The organism is Paenibacillus sp. RC67 (genome assembly GCF_030020805.1).
Lineage (GTDB): Bacteria > Bacillota > Bacilli > Paenibacillales > NBRC-103111 > Paenibacillus_S.
The window spans coordinates 4170231-4187640 of sequence record NZ_CP125098.1 but is presented as its reverse complement, the minus strand read 5'-3'; the positions used below and the strand labels follow the sequence as shown (position 1 = coordinate 4187640).

Here is a 17410-nt window from a genome sequence, read left to right as displayed (position 1 = left end):
GGGGATACCCCACCGAAGTACTCCAACCCGTTTCTGAATTTTATGGTTTTCCCCGTCTACCTGAGGCCATCATTATTGATGGCCTGTTTGCTGCAATCCGCCCCAAAAGTAGGCAGAAACAACCTATATATGTTTTTTTGAACTGGTGTAAAGTAAAACTCGAGAGGTGAATACCATGGAATTTATTAGACCTGAAGATTACTTGCCAAGAAAATCGCATATATCGGATTTAAAGAAATACGGAATCGGCTTGATCGGATGCGGCAGCATTGCCAACACGGCACATCTGCCTGCGTACCGCAAATACGGATTACATATTGCTGCTTGCTGCGATGTTAACGAGGAAGCAGCTCGTGCAACAGCGGAGAAATTCAACATCCCTCGCTGGACCACCAATGTAAGTGAGCTCCTGGAAATGGATGAAGTAACCGTCATCGATTTGGCGATACATCCTAAACCGAGACTGGACGTGTTGAAGCATATCAGTAAAGCTCCGCGCCCTGTATTATGCCAAAAGCCATTAGCACTTGATTTGGAGCATGCCCAGCTGCTTTGCAATGAAGCTAATAACCTTGGCATCCCACTCGGAATTAATCAGCAGGCTCGTTGGGCTCCAGCACATATGGCATTGAAGACGGTCATTGATCAAGATCTCATCGGTGAAATATACAGCATTCACCATAACATGCGTTCCTTCCAAGACCAAGCCGGTTGGTGGTGGACGAATATGAAGAATTTCAATATTGTCGACCACGGTGTTCATTATGTGGACTTGTGTCGTTATTTCAACCCCTATCCGCAAGAGTGGTCACGTGTACACTGTACGACAGCGCAGTTGAATCAGCAAAATGCGATTGATCCGCTTATTTACTCCGCTAATGTAGAGTTCGGTACCAAAGGCGGAAGAAACCCGTTTATGGCCTCGCTTCATTTTAATAACATAGCCAAAGCGAGCCGTTCTCACAGTAATACATGGTGGGTGGATGGTACAGAGGGAAGCCTATGGTGCACTCAAGATACACTTTACATGGCGATAAACAAACACAAAAACGTAGTTCATGAAATTAAGCTGAAAGGAACCTGGTTTCCGGATGCATTCGCTGGCTCCATGCTGGCTTTCATAACGGCCTTGGACCAAGGGAAGCGTCCTCCGGTTACTGCAGAAGATAACTTGCAGACTATTGCCATGACGACGGGAATGGTGATTTCCAGTCAGGAAGGCTGCGTAGTAGAAAGAACCGACTTGCTAAAGGGGAGCGATCGCTTGTGAATAAACTCGGTTTCATGAGTTACGTCTATATGGGTTGGTCGGCAGAAGCGATGGCTGAAGATGCGCGCAGCCATGGCTTGGAATATGTGCAGCTAGATCCGAAGCAGAAACTGCAGGTAATGGACGATGAGCCGTTCTCATTGGTTCGGGCAGAAAAAATTCGGACAATTTTTGAAGACTATGGCATATCCGTCGTTGGTTTGTCTGGATACACTAACTTACTTAACCCGAATCTTCAAAAAAGAGAAAACAAAGTCAATCAGCTTGAAAAAATGATAGACCTTTGTTCTGCTTATGGTACTCGTTTTATTGCAACGGAAACAGGAAGCCTCCACCCAACTAATGCATGGCGAGATTATGAAGGAAACCGGTCAGAGGAAGCTTGGGAACAGCTTGTATCTATCGTAGACCGGTTGCGGAACCGGGCAGTAACAAAGGGTGCCATACTCTTACTAGAAGGATTTGCACTCAATGTGCTGGCTACACCCGAGCAAGCAGCGCGCTTGATGGAACGGCTTGGAACTGACGGGCTCGGGATGATTATGGATCCTTTCAATTATTTAACTCAACAAGATCTGAAGCGGCAAAAGGAAGCGATGTCCAATATTTTCGACAAGATTGCTGGCTTTTCACCTATCACACATGCAAAGGATAGCTTATATGATGAGGATGGGTTTACAACGCCTCGGGTAGGAACAGGACAATCCGATTGGAATGTATACGCAGAGCTGCTTGCTACCCACTTGCCGGAAGCCCCCCTAATACTGGAGCATGCTGAACCTGAAGAGGTCGCAGATTGTTTAAGATTGATTCATCAAGCATTCGAGAATGTTGGTGTTGCTGGAAAAGTGAGAAAGTCCTATGGTGCATAAACCAAAATTAGGGATCCAAGGTCCTGTCGTTGCATGGCAGGATTCATGGGCTGGAGATGCATCGGACCGCATCATGCGTACGGGAACGGGCAGTATATGTCCGTCACAGGACCGTAGACCTGAACCCGGAGCGTTTATAGACATGCTGCGTGAGCTGGAAGCGGATTTTTATGTCCACCATGCGATTCCGCAAGGGGAAGGCTATTCCGAGCTTTTGCATGACATGACCGAAGCGGGAATGGATATTTGTATAGGCAATGAATACGGAAACATTAACGGCCCTTGGGTCGAAGGCACGAACCGATATGACATCCTGGACGAAGCCATTCTGGAGGCGGGTCGATCGGACCGCTGCATCGGATTGCTCTATGATGAACCGGAGCATTTACAGATAAATGCCGCACAATATCGGAAGGACGGATGGTTCCCGCATTGGGGCAGCACTGAAGGATTAAGCTTGCAAGAGTCGCGCCTTAAGGTAGAGCATTCGGTCAGAGACAGGATTAAACATGTAATGAACCTTATGGAGTTATCCGGTTTTAATGGTAAAACGATGCCGCTTATTTCTGAGCACGTATTCCCAACGAGTTTTCATACTTATGCCAGAGCGGGCATGGATATTTGCCCGAAGGTCATGAAAGAGTCATTCCAATCTCTTCAGCTTTCAACTGCTTTAGGAGCAGCCAAACAATACGGTAAGTCGATGTGGATTTGTGCTGATCTGTGGGGGCCGGATACAGGAACGTGGTTCACCCGTTTTCCGGGATTTCCCGGTCACTCTCCGGAAGAATTTGATTCTGCTTTAAAAATGAGCTATTGGATGGGACCGTCCCATCTATTTACTGAAAATATCGATGTTCTGCTACAGCATACGTCCAGTGGATTTAAAAAGACAGAATTCGGCGAAGTGTGGAAACAATTCGTTTGCCAGTATATTACTGAACATCCTCTCACTTGGCATCACTCGCAAGCGGATGCAGATATTGCCGTCATTCATTCGGATGACAGCAATTATGGGCAAAACGAGCGGTTGTTCGGCAACCGTGCACTTGATAGGCAAAGCGTTTCGCATAGCGAAAGTGTGTTTCATATTTGGCATGTGCTAAGTAGAGGCACAATGCCGACACATGGAAGCTGCATGCACATACCGGGTTACGACTTTCCGCGGCATGAATTGAAGAAAGAAGTGCTGCTTGAACGGTTTCCTTTGGAAAAAGGATACGTCGGCAGCGGCCGTCAAATCGTGCATCCCTTGTTTTACCCCACTTCTAATGTTCTTGTTTATGACGACCGAGTTACGCAAGAGCAATTAGGCAAACCTAAGCTGACCTTAGTCGGTGGGTCTAGCTTATCCGATGAAACGCTAAAGGCGGTTGCCAAGAGAGCCGAGGACGGTGGCGTAGTCGTTATTGCCGAGTGGCTGCTTCCTGAAAATAGTCCGACAGCAATCAGAAATAGCGGTGCCATGGGCTTCGGGCAATGGGTTGTTACGAACGATTTCTTAGAAGGCAATGTCCGTGAAGTTGTTGAGCCTTTCTTGGGAGAAGCTCTCTGTTGGATGCAGCGGTTCGGATCATCTGAGGTAAGAATGTATCCGGGGAATAGAGAAGGGACTACGCTAGATTTCGATATACGAGTTTGATAATAAAGACGCTTACGAAGTTAGTTTTGCTAAAGCAAAACTCTGAGGAGGAAAGTCATTTGGAGCAGACCAAGCATCTGGATCCGTTTGCGGAAATCGCTTTTCGCGAACATCCTGGTAATAAAGACGAATTGCGAGAAATTCCTCCTATTCCATACGAAAAAAGTTATTTTGTTCAGGGCTCGGATACAGCTAAGGAAATATCCGTTCTGTCCTATGATACACTCGTTTCTGTATTTCAACATGAGCTGCAGCTGCTTCGAATGAAGTATCGGCCCTATATGAGAAATTTGGCTCCGGCTGCTAGTCTGAATCGAAGCCTGCAGCCATGCAGTGAATTTCAGTTTCGATATCAAACGGCGGAAGATGCGGACTTCTCTCAAGTGCTGGAAGGTTTCGGTGAATGGGAAACGGTTACTGTGCCTGACTTCCGTGGACCTACAGGGGAGAATGGGAAATGGACGGCATTTTACCGTAATGAATTTACTTACGCTTCGGTTCCAAACGGTAAAAGAGTTTATCTCGTGTTTAAAGGGGTGGATTACAAGGCGACAGTGTATCTCAACCGCAAATGCATCGGCAGTCATGAGGGATTTTTCGCTCCGTTTGAATTTGATGTGACCGATGCTTTGCAGGAAAACAACATTCTTGTGGTTGAGGTGCATAACGACTATCCCATGATGGGAGTAGGCGGCACGAAGCTCGATGGTGACAAGATGTATGCAGCAACAGGCCCAGGCTGGGATGATCCATACGGCGGTTGGAATCATTGTCCTCCAGGCGCTGGCATTTATAATGCAGTGTACTTGGAGCAGCGCAACGAGTTATTTATTCAAGATATCTTTGTGAGGCCGAACATTGATGAAGCATACGTCGAAGTATGGATCGATGCCATTAACACGACGAATCAGCTTATGGAAAATTTCGAGCTCCAGCTAGAACTGATTCCGAAAAATTTTGCAGAGCAAAAGGTCGGTCCAATCCCTTTTCAAGTGGCCTACGCAGGTCCTGGATTGAATTATTTCCGCTATAAGGTGGATTTTCCTTCCTTCCGTCTGTGGGAGCCGGACACTCCCTTTATATATATAGCTCGAGTTGAAGTTAAACAGGGTTCAAAATGTGTGGATAGCCGGGACCGCGCATTCGGGATGCGGAAGTTTCATATGGATGAGCAGGAAGCGCCAAAAGGAACCTTGTATCTGAATAATCAACCGATAGTGCTTCGAGGCGCCAATGAAATGGGACACTTGCAGCAGTGCGTAATGCAAAATAATTTTGAGCAGCTGATTGATGATATTTTGATTGCCAAAGCCGCTCATATGAACTTTTACCGCATTACGCAGCGTCCGGTTCAGGAAGAAATATATGATTATTTCGATATGCTCGGGATGATGCATCAATGCGATCTGCCGACATTCGGCTTTATCCGCCGCAATCAATTCGTTGAGGGAGTTCGGCAGGCTGCCGAAATGGAGCGACTGATTCGTAGTCATCCGTCATCGGTTATGGTCTCCTTGATAAACGAGCCTTCGCGGACGGAAAAAAGACGAAAAGGACATCGTCATTTGCACAGGAACGAATTGGAAGCCTTTTTTGTTGCTGCAAGACAGGCGATATATGTGGAAAATCCGGATCGCGTAGTTAAAAATGCGGATGGGGATTATAACCCTCCGACCCGCGAAGGGTTACCTGATTTTCATTGTTACACGATGTGGTATACGAACAATGGCATAGCACTGGGAAAGCTGCATAAAGGATTCCTGCCTCCGATTCGGGAGGGGTGGAAAGCGGGCTGTGGTGAGTACGGTACAGAAGGATTAGACAATGCCCAATTGATGATGAGCCGTTATCCGAAAGAATGGGTACCTCAGAACGCTAATGATCGCTGGATGCCTAATAAAATCAAAGGGGCTCAAACGTTCAATATGCACGGTGATTGGTATCCCGAGCAGCAAACCATGCAGGATTGGATTCAGGCAAGTCAGGCGCATCAAAGCTTAGCAACGCAGCTTATGACGGATGCTTGGCGTAGAAGGACAGACTTGGTTGTATCTACGGCCATCCATTTGTTGATCGATGCATGGCCTGCTGGGTGGATGAAGGCACTGGTAGGTGTCGATCGGATTCCGAAACCGGCTTACTTTACCTATAAGCAGTGTCTTGAACCGGTTCGAGTCCATTTACGGTGCGATAGATGGAAGGTGTATGAAGGGGAAACGATGGAAATTGAGGCGTGGCTGTTGAATGATACAGCAAAGTACTATGATAACTGTCGTATCATCGCAACATTAAGGGATGATAAGAAGGATTACGGAAGCTACGAAATGAGTGGCCGCGTGCAGCAGACTTCATCCCGGTATGCAGGTACCGTCCGATTCTCCGTTCCGTCAGTAGAAGATCGGCAAGTCTTGTATTTGGATGCCTGTCTCATGGATGATCAAGGAAGCGTCCTTAACTCGGAGAGGTTTGCTTTTGAGGCATTTGCGAATAGGAAGCGTTTCCCTCAGCAGGCTAAGAACACCAAGACCGCATTTATGGATACGGAATCGGAACTTTTGTGCTCGCTTTTGGAGATCGATGCGAAGTCTTATGATAGGTCCGAGGGAAACGTAGATTCCATAGTTGTTGCAAACAAGGAAGCGTTTGTACGCAACCGAGCCTCCATTTTAGAAAATGTGAGACACGGAGCCACAGCGATGTTCATTCTTGGACGCCCGGTATCCGGTTCCGATAGTACGGTATGGGATGTTGATGGTACGGAGGTTAAGACCGCGAAATTAAAGGAAACGTATACTCTAGCCACACTTGCTGAAGATCCTTGCTTGCAATTAACGAAACCGGACGATTTCTCGTATTTCTATCATTTGAAAACGGACCGAATCGACTTTATTGCGAATTGTCATCTGATCGGTGAAGGGTTGCAACCTCTTGTGTTCGCATATCACCCGCAGGGTGACCCTACGGGGAAAGGAAAACTGCCGGTTGTAGGAGTGAAGACCTTAGGCAAAGGACAGATCTACTTCGTCTGCCTCCCCTTATCTGGGAGAGTAGGATTCAATCCGACACTGGATCGTTTCTTAATCTCGATTTTGGCAGGGGCAGAAAGAGAAGGAGTGGGCGTATGAATCGGTATGCCATATTCAGCTCGGATAATCACAAACAAGCGGAAATTGACATGGACCAAGACGTTATCATGCTCACATTAAGAACAGTCGGGAAGCCAGCACCGCATTTTACCGGATATCTGGAGGAGATGCTGAGCTGCTCGTTTGGAAGACCGTGGCGTACGAATTGCTCCCGGTTAAAGGAACCACAAATTACTGCAGATAGCGGTTCGATCCGAATTCAAGGAAGACTGGAAGCGCTAAGCGTTACTCTGGAGCTGGGTTTCGATAAGAACGACGTGCTGAAGGTCAAGATTCTTTGGGCCAATCCTTCGGAACAGATACTGCATGAGACAGCTGTGGGACTGCTGCTCTCCTTGCCAAGAAGAAATAAGGAAATAATTACCATTCCGCACATGATCTACAATAATAATCCATCATCCGATCCGGAGCGTGTGGTTCCTAGGCTTGGGGTTGGCCCAGGCAAAGGATTTATTTGTGAAGAGCACCGTCTGCCAATCCCTTGTGTGAACGTGGAGTGGAGCAAGGAATCCGGGAATCGGCAATTCTTATCCTTGTACTCCATGCCAGCCTCTGTGGAAGCCTCCGATGGTACGGTCCATTATGGTTCGCTAGGAGTGATTCAAGAGGACAATCGGCTAGTTGTAGCAGCTATGTCAGGGGTACTGATGTTTAACGGAGACAAGGATATTATGTATGTTGCCAAAAGCAAAACGCAGCCGTATGACGGTGGCTACTTGGACTTTACTCCGAACTTCATACTAAAAAAAGAGTATGTGCTGGACTGGGGGGAGGTAATCCACCCCGGCCGAGCATTTCGTGAAATCGTTCATACGGGTCTGAAGTTATATGAACCGGTGGGAACCATGCCGCTAACGGCCGGGCAGATTATTGAGCTGAAAACCCACGCACTGGATGACAGATGGAGAACGAACGAACAAGGAGCCGCTGGCTATATTAAGTTCACGGACTCTAACTCATTCGGCAACGTCTCCAAGCATCCGCTTCATTATATGTATGGCTGGACGGGACAATGTTTGAAGCTAGCATGGTGCGATGCCCATCTGGGTTTTGATCTTGGGGAGGAAGAACGGGTCAACCGCTGCGTGCAGGCCGTTGAATTTTATGTGCATGCGAGCCGTACAAATGTCCCAGGGGTGAGACACAGCTCTTATCGTCTCGTAGAAGGAGAATGGGATGATTTCAGCTGGAATAAACAATCCGTCATCTCCAGTAGAGCTTATGGGGAAACGGCAGCCGATCTAGCTGAAATTGTGCTTTTGTTCAAGGAGAAAGGCAGAGAGGTTCCTGCAGAATGGCTGAACACTTTGCAAGAAATGGCGGAGTTTATCGTTAGAGGGACTTTGCCATCAGGCATTATACCCGTAGCATGGCAGATGGACGGAAGTCCTGTTGATGAAATGGTAACAGCGGCGGGATTGCCTTGCTTGATCGCCATCGTCAAAATGTTCCGTGTCACAGGAGAACCACGGTTATTGGCTGTGGCTGAGACGATGATGCAAAGATATTACGAGCTGCATGTAGAAACCTTCGAGCGCCCATTTGCCCGTTCGACCTTGGATGCAAAGTGCGAGGATAAAGAAGCCGGAATGTACTTTTTTCTGGCCGCTTATGAATTATGGGTTGTGACGGGGAAAACGCACTATGAAGATTGGACTGAAGTATCGGCAGATTGGCTTCTAACATACGTGTACTTGTGGAACCCTGCGTATGATAAGGGATCAAAGTTTAGGGAAGTAGGCTTTAACGCTATAGGATGGCCGGGCGTCAGTGTGCAAAATCATCATCTTGACGTATTTTTTCCAACTTACGAGTTTTATCGGTTTGGACAATTATCCGGCAAGTCGATGTATGAGCGTCTGGGTCGAATGACATTTGGTGCCATGGGGCAAGGTATTTGCACGAAGCCTGGCGATTGGAACTTTACTATCCTTGGTGAGCAGGGAGAAGGTTTTTTTCAGACGCACTGGAACCATCGAGGACATAGCAACAAATGGAACCCATCTTGGGTAATCGCTTTGGTCCTGCAAAATGCGCTGCGTTTCCGGGATGCCGGTGAAAGATAGAGAATGAATGGGGGGAAGTCGACGTGAACGTGAATACTAAAGCAATCCCTGATTGGCAAAATATCGAGGTTCTCGGCAGGAATACTGAACCTCCTCATGCAGGCTTCATACCGTATGCTGATGCAGAGACAGCACTTGATAACGAACGGGCGGCTTCTCCCTATTATCAGTCGTTGAACGGCAGCTGGGACTTTTATTATACGGAATCGTATTCCCAAGCTCCGGAACGATTTTTCGAGCCAAGCTTTTTAACGGATGATTGGGATACGATACCGGTTCCGGGTAACTGGCAGCTCCAAGGATACGGCCGTCCACATTATTCCAGCAGTTATTATCCGTTTCCGATCGACCCACCTTATGTGCCGAAAGACAATCCGGTCGGATGCTATCGCAGGAGTTTTATAATTCCTGATACATGGGAACAACGTCAATTGTTTCTAGTCTTTGAAGGCGTTGATTCCGCTTTTCACGTATGGGTAAATGGACATTTGGCCGGTTATGGTCAAGGTTCTCACCTGCAGTCGGAATTCCGTATTACTTCATTGCTTCAGCCCGGAGAAAATACAGTGGCTGTGCAAGTGTACCAATGGTGTGACGGCAGTTATTTGGAAGATCAGGATAAATGGCGGTTAAGCGGTATTTTTCGCGATGTATATATAAAAGCTACGCCGTCAATCCATATCCGTGATATTGCGGTACAAACAAGGTTTATTAAACCTAATAGTGAAGATGCGGAGCTGGATGTTCACCTCAAAGTTAAAAATTTTGCGGATTCCTTAACTTCCGGACTGCATCGAGTAAAAATTTCCTTATTGGACGGTGGGAGGAACACTGTCTATGATCATATAGTCGGTCCACTGCAAGCATTGAAAGGTAACGAAGAACAAAGGTTAGAGTTGACAATACCGGTTTCAGCACCGCAAAAATGGTCGGCAGAAACTCCTTATTTATATGCACTCACCCTAGAGCTCGAAGATGAGCGGGGACAGGTACTAGAGGCAGGAAGTCTGTCGATCGGCTTTCGTGATGTAACTGTCCAGGACGGCCAAATCCTTGTTAATGGGAAGCCGGTCATTTTGAAAGGGGTTAACCGCAACGAATTCCATCCAGAGCTCGGGTTTACTACTCCTCTCGAGTCGATGATCGAAGATATTCGATTGATGAAGCAGCATAATATGAACACGGTTCGATTATCCCATTATCCGAATGACTCGCGGTGGCTCGACTTATGCGACCGTTATGGTCTGTATGTTATCGACGAAGCCGATTTGGAAACGCATGGCTGCCATTTCATCCACAATGAAAGCTATTTAGCTGAAGATCCATTATGGGAAAAGCCATTCCTCGATCGAGCTAAAAGGATGGTGGAAAGGGATAAGAATCATCCTTCTGTCATCATCTGGTCGCTCGGTAATGAATCCGGTTATGGGCGAAATCACGATGCAATGGCCAAGTGGGTTAGGGAGACGGATTCGTCTAGACCCATTCATTACGAACGTGCCAAAGATGCACCCGTCGTCGATATTGTCAGCTGCATGTATCCTTCATTAGATGCCTTGATCGAAGAGGGGGAGAAATCTGATCCAAGACCTTTCCTTATGTGCGAATTCGCTCACGCAATGGGCAATTCCGTCGGGAATTTAAAGGAATATTGGGAAGCGATTTATAAATACCGGCGTTTAGCCGGCGGACTCATCTGGGAGTGGGCAGATCACGGGCTTCTGCAAAAGCCAGACTCCGGAGAAGCATGGTACGCTTACGGAGGTGATTTTAACGATCACCCGAACAGCGGACATTTTTGCATAGACGGACTTTTATTTCCAGACAAGAGGCTTAAGGCTTCGATTCTTGAAGTGAAAAAAGTCATTGAGCCGGTCAAGGTTGAGCCGGTTGATATACGATCAGGGATGATTAAAGTACATAATCGTTATGACTTTATGTCATTAGATCATCTTGAGGGTTCTTGGACACTTTTCTGCGATGGAGAAATAGTTAAGCAAGGCGAGCTTCCTGAACTGGATATTCCTCCTGGAGAAGCAGCTATGGTATTTATACCATGGAAAACGACCTTTGAGCATCGAAGGGGCGAGCATTGGCTTCACATCCGGTTTACTTTGCGGGAGGAAGCAACTTGGGCTCCTAAGGGATATGAAATTGCGTGGGAGGATCTGTCGATTCCCTCTACAGTGCAGTCGATTTCGTACCAGCCTACGACATCCATGCCGTCATTGAGAACAACAGAAACAGATATGTTTCTTCAAATAAAAGGTACAGATTTTTCATTGGATTTCGATAAATTCCGCGGGCAGCTATCCGCGTTCTCCTATAATAATGTCCCGCTATTGAATGCGGGACCGAAGGTTCAAATATGGCGAGCTGTGATAGATAATGACTCTCGACAATCGAAGGAATGGAAGAAAGCAGGGTTCGATGCTCTGCAGCATCGGGTACAAGACGTTACGATCCGTCCCTTAAATGCACAGGCGATCCAATTTGAGGTAAAAAGTTCTCTTGGAGCGGCTGGCTTGCCGATCTGCTTTACAGTGAAAATGATCTACACAGTTTATGGTACTGGGGATGTTATCATTTCTACTCATATTGTACCTCGGGAAGGGCTTCCGCCTCTGCCGAGACTTGGTTTGGAGATGGTTATGCCTTCAGATTTCGACCAATTTTCGTGGTTTGGGCTTGGTCCACACGAATGCTACATAGATCGCAAGGAAAGCGGTCGGCTTGGATTATACAGCGGCAAGGTCGAGGATCAATTCGTACCTTACATTAAGCCACAAGAAAACGGCAACAAGGCAGATGCCCGGTGGGCAGCACTCACGAATCTCCGGGGCATGGGGTTATTCATCGGTGGAATGCCGATGCTGGATGTATGCGCAACCCATTATGCTACAGAAAATCTAAGTCAAGCCAAGCATACATACGATTTGGTCCGGTTAAATGAAACGATTGTCCATATGGATTATCGGCAAGCGCCGATTGGCAATCACAGCTGCGGAGAGGTGCCTCCTTTAGATAAGTATTTACTCAAGTCGGAGGACACGACGTTTACAGTAAGATTGAAGCCGTTTTCTACCAGAGACCGCACCCCGATGAAGTTAAGCAAACAGCAGCCTGAGCCTTTACACACCAGGAGCGGGCATCTGATTGTACCGGCTACACAACAGGAGGTGAATCCATGACAAAGTTCAGATTTCCTAAAATTGTATATGGCGGGGATTATAATCCGGAGCAATTTCCAAAAGAAATTTGGGATGAGGATATGCGGCTGTTTCAATTAGCCGGTATTGATATAGCGACATTGAATGTTTTTTCTTGGTCATTAAACCAACCGGACGAGGATACATTCCGCTTCGAATGGCTGGATGAGATGATGAATAAGCTGCACGCCAATGGTGTGCAGGTCTGCATGGGTACCAGTACGGCAGCGCATCCCGCTTGGATGGCGAGAAAATACCCGGACATATTGACCGTAACGGCCGATGGGAAGAAAAGAAAGTACGGACGAAGGCATAATTCCTGTCCGAATAGTCCGACTTTCCGTCATTATGCCGGAGTTATGGCACGTAAGCTCGCTGAAAGGTATAAGAATCACCCGGCGCTGCTCCTATGGCATGTGAACAATGAGATTGGGATTCGCTGTTATTGTGATAATTGTGAGAAGTCGTTCAGGGAATGGCTGAAGCAGCGCTATGGCACGTTAGAGCAGTTAAACCGAGCATGGTACACCCGATTCTGGGGTCATACGTTCTATGATTGGAAAGAAATTGTTATCCCAGGCGGACTTAGCGAGGGTTTATCTGGAGGGAATTCGGATCAAACGGCGTTTCAAGGCATCACGCTCGATTTCTTCCGGTTTAATTCGGACAGCTGGCTTGAATGTTACCTCATCGAATACAACGCCATAAAAGAAGTCATTCCGGATGCGATCGTAACGACCAACTTTCAAGGAAACGGAACCTATAAACCATTGGATTATTTTAAATGGGCGCCGTATTTGGATGTGGCGGCACTGGATATTTATCCTGAGAATCATACCCCAGAAAGCTACATGGCTCTACGGTACGATCTGATGCGCGGTATAAAGGATGGCGCTCCTTTCATGCTGATGGAGCAAAGTCCTGGTGTTATCAATTGGAAGTCAGTCAATCCAATGAAAAGACCTGGCGTTATGCGGATTAGAAGCTATCAGGCCATCGCCCGCGGGGCGGAATCGATTATGTTCTTCCAGCTTCGCCGCTCCCTAGGAGCCTATGAGAAATTTCATGGTGCCGTTATCGATCATGCTGGCCATGAGAATACAAGGGTATTTAAGGAATGTGCACAGTTGGGAAGCGAGCTGAAGCAGCTGGGAGAAGTGTTGACGGACTTAAGGACCAAGAGCCGGATCGGTATATTATTTGACTGGGATAATTGGTGGGCTGTCGAGCTAGGCGGAGGACCTTCTGCCTATATTAAATATGTGGACCAGATTCAAAAATATTATGATGCATTGTACATAAATCACTACCAAATTGATTTTATTCATGTGAATTCTGATTTTAATGCCTACGATCTAGTGTTGTCTCCCTTACTTTATATGGTAAAGCCAGGACTAGCGCAAAAGCTGGAGAGGTTCGTGGAGAATGGTGGAACCTGGGTAACGACGTTTTACAGCGGAATTGTCAATGAAAGTGACCTGGTTACTCCAGGTGGGTATCCAGGTGAGCTTCGTAAGCTGCTGGGCATTTGGGTGGAAGAGATCGACGCGCTATTTCCAGACCAACGAAATGCTATCGTCATGCAGCAGAAAGTCGGACAACTGGAAGGCGTGTATGAGTGCGGTCTAGTTTGTGAAGTTGTTCATCCGGAAGGTGCGGATACGATGGCTGTCTTCGAAACAGATTTCTATAAAGGTTCGGCGGCATTGACGCGTCACCATTATGGTAAAGGTGAAGCTTGGTATGCTGCGACTGATCCTAGCGGCGAATTCATGCAGCAGTGGTTGAAACAGCTTTGCGAGAGCAAAGGAATTACTCCGCTGTCCGATGCACCCCCAGAAGTAGAGGTCACGCGACGTGAAAAAGATGACAAACAATTCACTTTTATCATGAATCATAGTGACCATCAGATTAAAGTAAATACAGGAGAACATGCACAGAAAGAGCTTCTGAGCGGCACCAATATAAAAGGGGACATTCAGCTCGAATCGAAGCAAATCATGATTCTTCAGAGGCACGTTAAGTAAGATGGCTGCTACCATCTAATGTGCAGTTTCTTGCAAAAGGAGGACAAATCCGATGAACGAACGAGAGCAGCTGCTCAAACAATTCGATCAACCGTCTGTCGAGCATAGATCGATTCCTTTCTGGGCATGGAATGATGAGTTGGATACGGAAGAACTTGCTCGTCAAGTAAACCAAATGAAGGAACAAGGAATGGGTGGTTTTTTCATCCATTCTCGTGACGGCTTGGAAACGGAGTATATGGGTCGCGAATGGTTCGAATGCGTACGCCGCACCGTAGACACGGCTGCTGAACTGGGCATGCAGGTTTGGCTGTATGATGAGGACCGCTGGCCATCCGGATTCGCTGGAGGGCTGGTCCAGGCGAGCGGCGGTGACGCATCTCGCGCTAAAGGACTTACGATGGAAGTAGTGCGGGGCAATATCCCGGCTGAAAAGTACGCTGATGCGGTAGCGCTTTTCACGGCGATCATCGACGAACGAAATATGCTCCATTGCAAGAGACTGCAGTTGGATGAGCGGTTCGAGCTGAGAGAAGATGAAGTGCTGCTTGTGTTTCGAGTAGAGATTTCCGAGCGGAGCGAGTGGTTCAACAATGAAGCGCCGCCGGATAACTTGAATCCGGAAACGGTTCGTTCTTTCCTCGATATAACCTATGAAGCTTACAAACGGGAAGTTGGGGATCAGTTCGGAAGAACGATTCGCGGAGTGTTCACTGATGAGCCCAGCGTGCATGACCGGCATTGCAAATTTACAGAGGGACGGGGTTGGCTGCCGTGGAGCTGGTCGTTCCCGGAGTTTTTTCAAGAAAGACGGGGATACGACCTGATGTCTATCATTCCGTACATGTACTTCAATGGGGAATATTCCTCTCAAGCGCGTCATGATTATTGGAGAACGCTTACCGAGAGGTTCAGCGAATCGTACTCTAAGCAGCTTGGGGAGTGGTGCGGGAACAACGGACTCGCCTTCACGGGTCATTATTTATGGGAAAATAATATGGGTACCGCTACTCGAGTTTGCGGAGCAGTCATGCCGAATTACCGCTTTCAGCAGGTGCCAGGAATCGATATGCTCAACGAGCAAACAAACGAGTATATCACTGTTAAACAGTGTACTAGTGTAGCTAATCAATACGGACGCAAGTACGTTCTTACGGAAACCTACGGCTGTACCGGCTGGGGCTTCACTTTTGAAGGGCAAAAATGGATTGGTGATTTTCAATTTGTGCTTGGGGTTAACGTTCGGTCGCAGCATTTGGCGCTCTATTCGATCAAGGGATGTAGAAAACGCGATTACCCTCCGGTATTTAATTACAATACAAGCTGGTGGAAATACAATCATGTGGTAGAAAGCTATTTCGCCCGATTGTCGGCGATCTTGACAGAAGGCAGAGCGTTGCGGGACGTATTGGTGCTTCATCCGTCTTCGACCGCATGGAGTATGGTCGGAACAGGACCTTACGGTTTCCCTGCAAGGGGCAAGGACAAGGATGTTTCCGCGACGAACCATTTCGGGCACGAGTTCAACGCTTTCCTGGGTGGTTTGCTAAAGGCACACTACGATTTCGATCTCGGCGATGAAACGATTATGGCGGAGTCAGGAGAAGTCCGGGAGAACCAGCTTGCAGTTTATTTAGTTGAATATCGTGTTGTGGTTATTCCGCCGATCCGGACTATGCTAGAGAGCACACTACAATTGTTTCTGGATTTCCTGAATGCTGGAGGGAAAATCGTTACTGCAGGATCATGTCCTACAATGATTGAAGGTCGGAATGCAGAAAGCAAGCTGTCCGAGCTCTATTGTCATGATAATATGAGTGTCGTTCAGGATATCCAAGAAGCAGTGAAGACGCTCGAAAGCATAATGCCTAGACGGGTGAGCATAACCAACGGCCGCTCGGAAGAGGCGCCCCAGATGCTCTATATGCTGCGTGAAACGTCCACCGGGGACTGTCGCATCTTGTTTATTGTGAATAATGATCGTGAGGAACCGCAGCGAGTGAACATTGCACTTGAGGGGAATGTCACTGTAGAAGAGTGGTGTGCACTTACTGGGGAAAAGAAAGCTATCGAAGCAACTAGCTTCAGGGAAGGTTATGTTAGGTTCGAAGCTGACTTCGGTCCGGCGGACTCGAAGCTATATGTATGCTCACGGAAAGAGACCATGTCAAAAGACGAGATTAACGAAGCTGTCCAAGATCAAGTGGAGCAAAGTATGGAGACAATAGTGGAGCTTGGACCTTCAAGCAGGTTTACACGCTCCCTACCTAACGTATTGACTTTGGATATGTGTTCTTATCGATATGGAGATAGTGGATGGTCGGAAGTAACGGATGTATGGAAAGCTCAAAGAGCCATTCGGGAAGCGCTGGACATGAAGCAGGTATATGGGAACGGCATTGAGCAAAGATACAAATGGATCCACAACTCCCATCCCGGGGACGGAATGCTGACCGAGTTCAAATTCTCGTTTCATGTCTCCTTGCTGCCGGTGAAAGAAGTGTTTCTAGTTGTGGAATCTGCCGAGTATTATGAAATTCAACTAAACGGAATACCGGTGGATCAGCCTCCAAATGGATGGTTTCTCGACCGCTCTTTTGACCGAGTCCTTCTTCAAGGCTTGAGGGAAGGAAGTAATGAGATCATCTTGACCTGTAAGTATCATCAACGAATGGAGGTCGAGGATATCTATTTGATCGGCGATTTCGCCGTTGATATGGAGCGCAAAATTACAGCCGAGCCCCAAATACTGGAGTTTGGGGACTGGTGCAGTCAAGGCTATTATCATTATTGCGGCAGCATGATCTATCATTTCGATGTACCCATAGAGAAGGATAAGCGGACTTGGCAGACGGTCCTGGAGTTAGGCGAGTATTCCGCGGTTACCATGGAAGTACGGGTCAACGGTATAACTGCAGGTCACGTACCTTGGAAGGCTGCTAATCTTGTGGATCTGACGCAATGGCTTCACGAAGGGACGAACCAGCTGGATATTGAGGTGATGAGCAGTCCGCGCAACATGCTAGGCCCATTCCATCAAGCATCAGGAGAACCATCCACTACCAGTTGGGCATCCTTCCGCAAGGAAGGCAGCGATTATTCTCCAGATTATAAAGTTCGACCGTATGGTTTGTTAGGACAAATCAAACTGCATCGAAAGGTGAATCCAAATTGAAAA

The 17410-nt window shown here is 47.3% G+C and carries 8 protein-coding genes; all 8 read left to right on the top strand.

The genetic code is table 11. The features are described 5' to 3' along the window. Positions 1 to 175 precede the first annotated feature (175 nt). The 8 genes from QMA13_RS19050 to QMA13_RS19015 are packed head-to-tail and all read left to right on the top strand — an operon-like array spanning position 176 to position 17407. On the top strand, positions 176 to 1270 hold the full coding sequence (locus tag QMA13_RS19050; RefSeq protein WP_282935341.1) for a Gfo/Idh/MocA family protein: 1095 nt from the start codon (positions 176 to 178) through the stop codon (positions 1268 to 1270). 14 nt (positions 1271 to 1284) lie between these two features. Further along, positions 1285 to 2142: a sugar phosphate isomerase/epimerase family protein gene (locus tag QMA13_RS19045; RefSeq protein WP_282935340.1), complete on the top strand. Its 858-nt coding sequence runs from the start codon at positions 1285 to 1287 to the stop codon at positions 2140 to 2142. Continuing rightward, a complete protein-coding gene (locus QMA13_RS19040; RefSeq protein ID WP_282935339.1) occupies positions 2132 to 3784 on the top strand; it encodes a hypothetical protein in 1653 nt (550 codons plus the stop codon). Before QMA13_RS19045 ends, QMA13_RS19040 begins: the two co-directional genes overlap by 11 nt. 59 nt (positions 3785 to 3843) lie before the next feature. Next, positions 3844 to 6909 carry a glycoside hydrolase family 2 protein gene (locus QMA13_RS19035; RefSeq protein WP_282935338.1) on the top strand — a complete coding sequence of 1022 codons (3066 nt, stop codon included), beginning with the start codon at positions 3844 to 3846 and terminating at the stop codon, positions 6907 to 6909. Then, positions 6906 to 8996, top strand: a complete 2091-nt coding sequence (locus QMA13_RS19030) for a hypothetical protein (RefSeq protein ID WP_282935337.1) — start codon at positions 6906 to 6908, stop codon at positions 8994 to 8996. The genes QMA13_RS19035 and QMA13_RS19030 overlap by 4 nt, the downstream gene beginning before the upstream one ends. Before the next feature lie 23 nt (positions 8997 to 9019). After that, positions 9020 to 12187, top strand: a complete 3168-nt coding sequence (gene lacZ / locus QMA13_RS19025) for a beta-galactosidase, LacZ type (protein WP_282935336.1) — start codon at positions 9020 to 9022, stop codon at positions 12185 to 12187. Next, on the top strand, positions 12184 to 14232 hold the full coding sequence (locus QMA13_RS19020; RefSeq protein WP_282935335.1) for a beta-galactosidase: 2049 nt from the start codon (positions 12184 to 12186) through the stop codon (positions 14230 to 14232). Before lacZ ends, QMA13_RS19020 begins: the two co-directional genes overlap by 4 nt. Positions 14233 to 14284: 52 nt before the next feature. Then, positions 14285 to 17407 (top strand): glycosyl hydrolase, encoded by a 3123-nt coding sequence (locus QMA13_RS19015; protein ID WP_282935334.1) that lies wholly within the window; start codon positions 14285 to 14287, stop codon positions 17405 to 17407. Positions 17408 to 17410: the final 3 nt, after the last annotated feature.

What these genes read in the sequence shown, in the direction of transcription:
- QMA13_RS19015 (WP_282935334.1), top strand. Translation starts at nt 14,285, where the DNA reads ATGAACGAACGAGAGCAGCTGCTCAAACAATTCGATCAACCGTCTGTC.
- QMA13_RS19030 (WP_282935337.1), top strand. Translation starts at nt 6,906, where the DNA reads ATGAATCGGTATGCCATATTCAGCTCGGATAATCACAAACAAGCGGAA.
- QMA13_RS19020 (WP_282935335.1), top strand. Translation starts at nt 12,184, where the DNA reads ATGACAAAGTTCAGATTTCCTAAAATTGTATATGGCGGGGATTATAAT.
- QMA13_RS19050 (WP_282935341.1), top strand. Translation starts at nt 176, where the DNA reads ATGGAATTTATTAGACCTGAAGATTACTTGCCAAGAAAATCGCATATA.
- QMA13_RS19045 (WP_282935340.1), top strand. Translation starts at nt 1,285, where the DNA reads ATGAGTTACGTCTATATGGGTTGGTCGGCAGAAGCGATGGCTGAAGAT.
- QMA13_RS19040 (WP_282935339.1), top strand. Translation starts at nt 2,132, where the DNA reads ATGGTGCATAAACCAAAATTAGGGATCCAAGGTCCTGTCGTTGCATGG.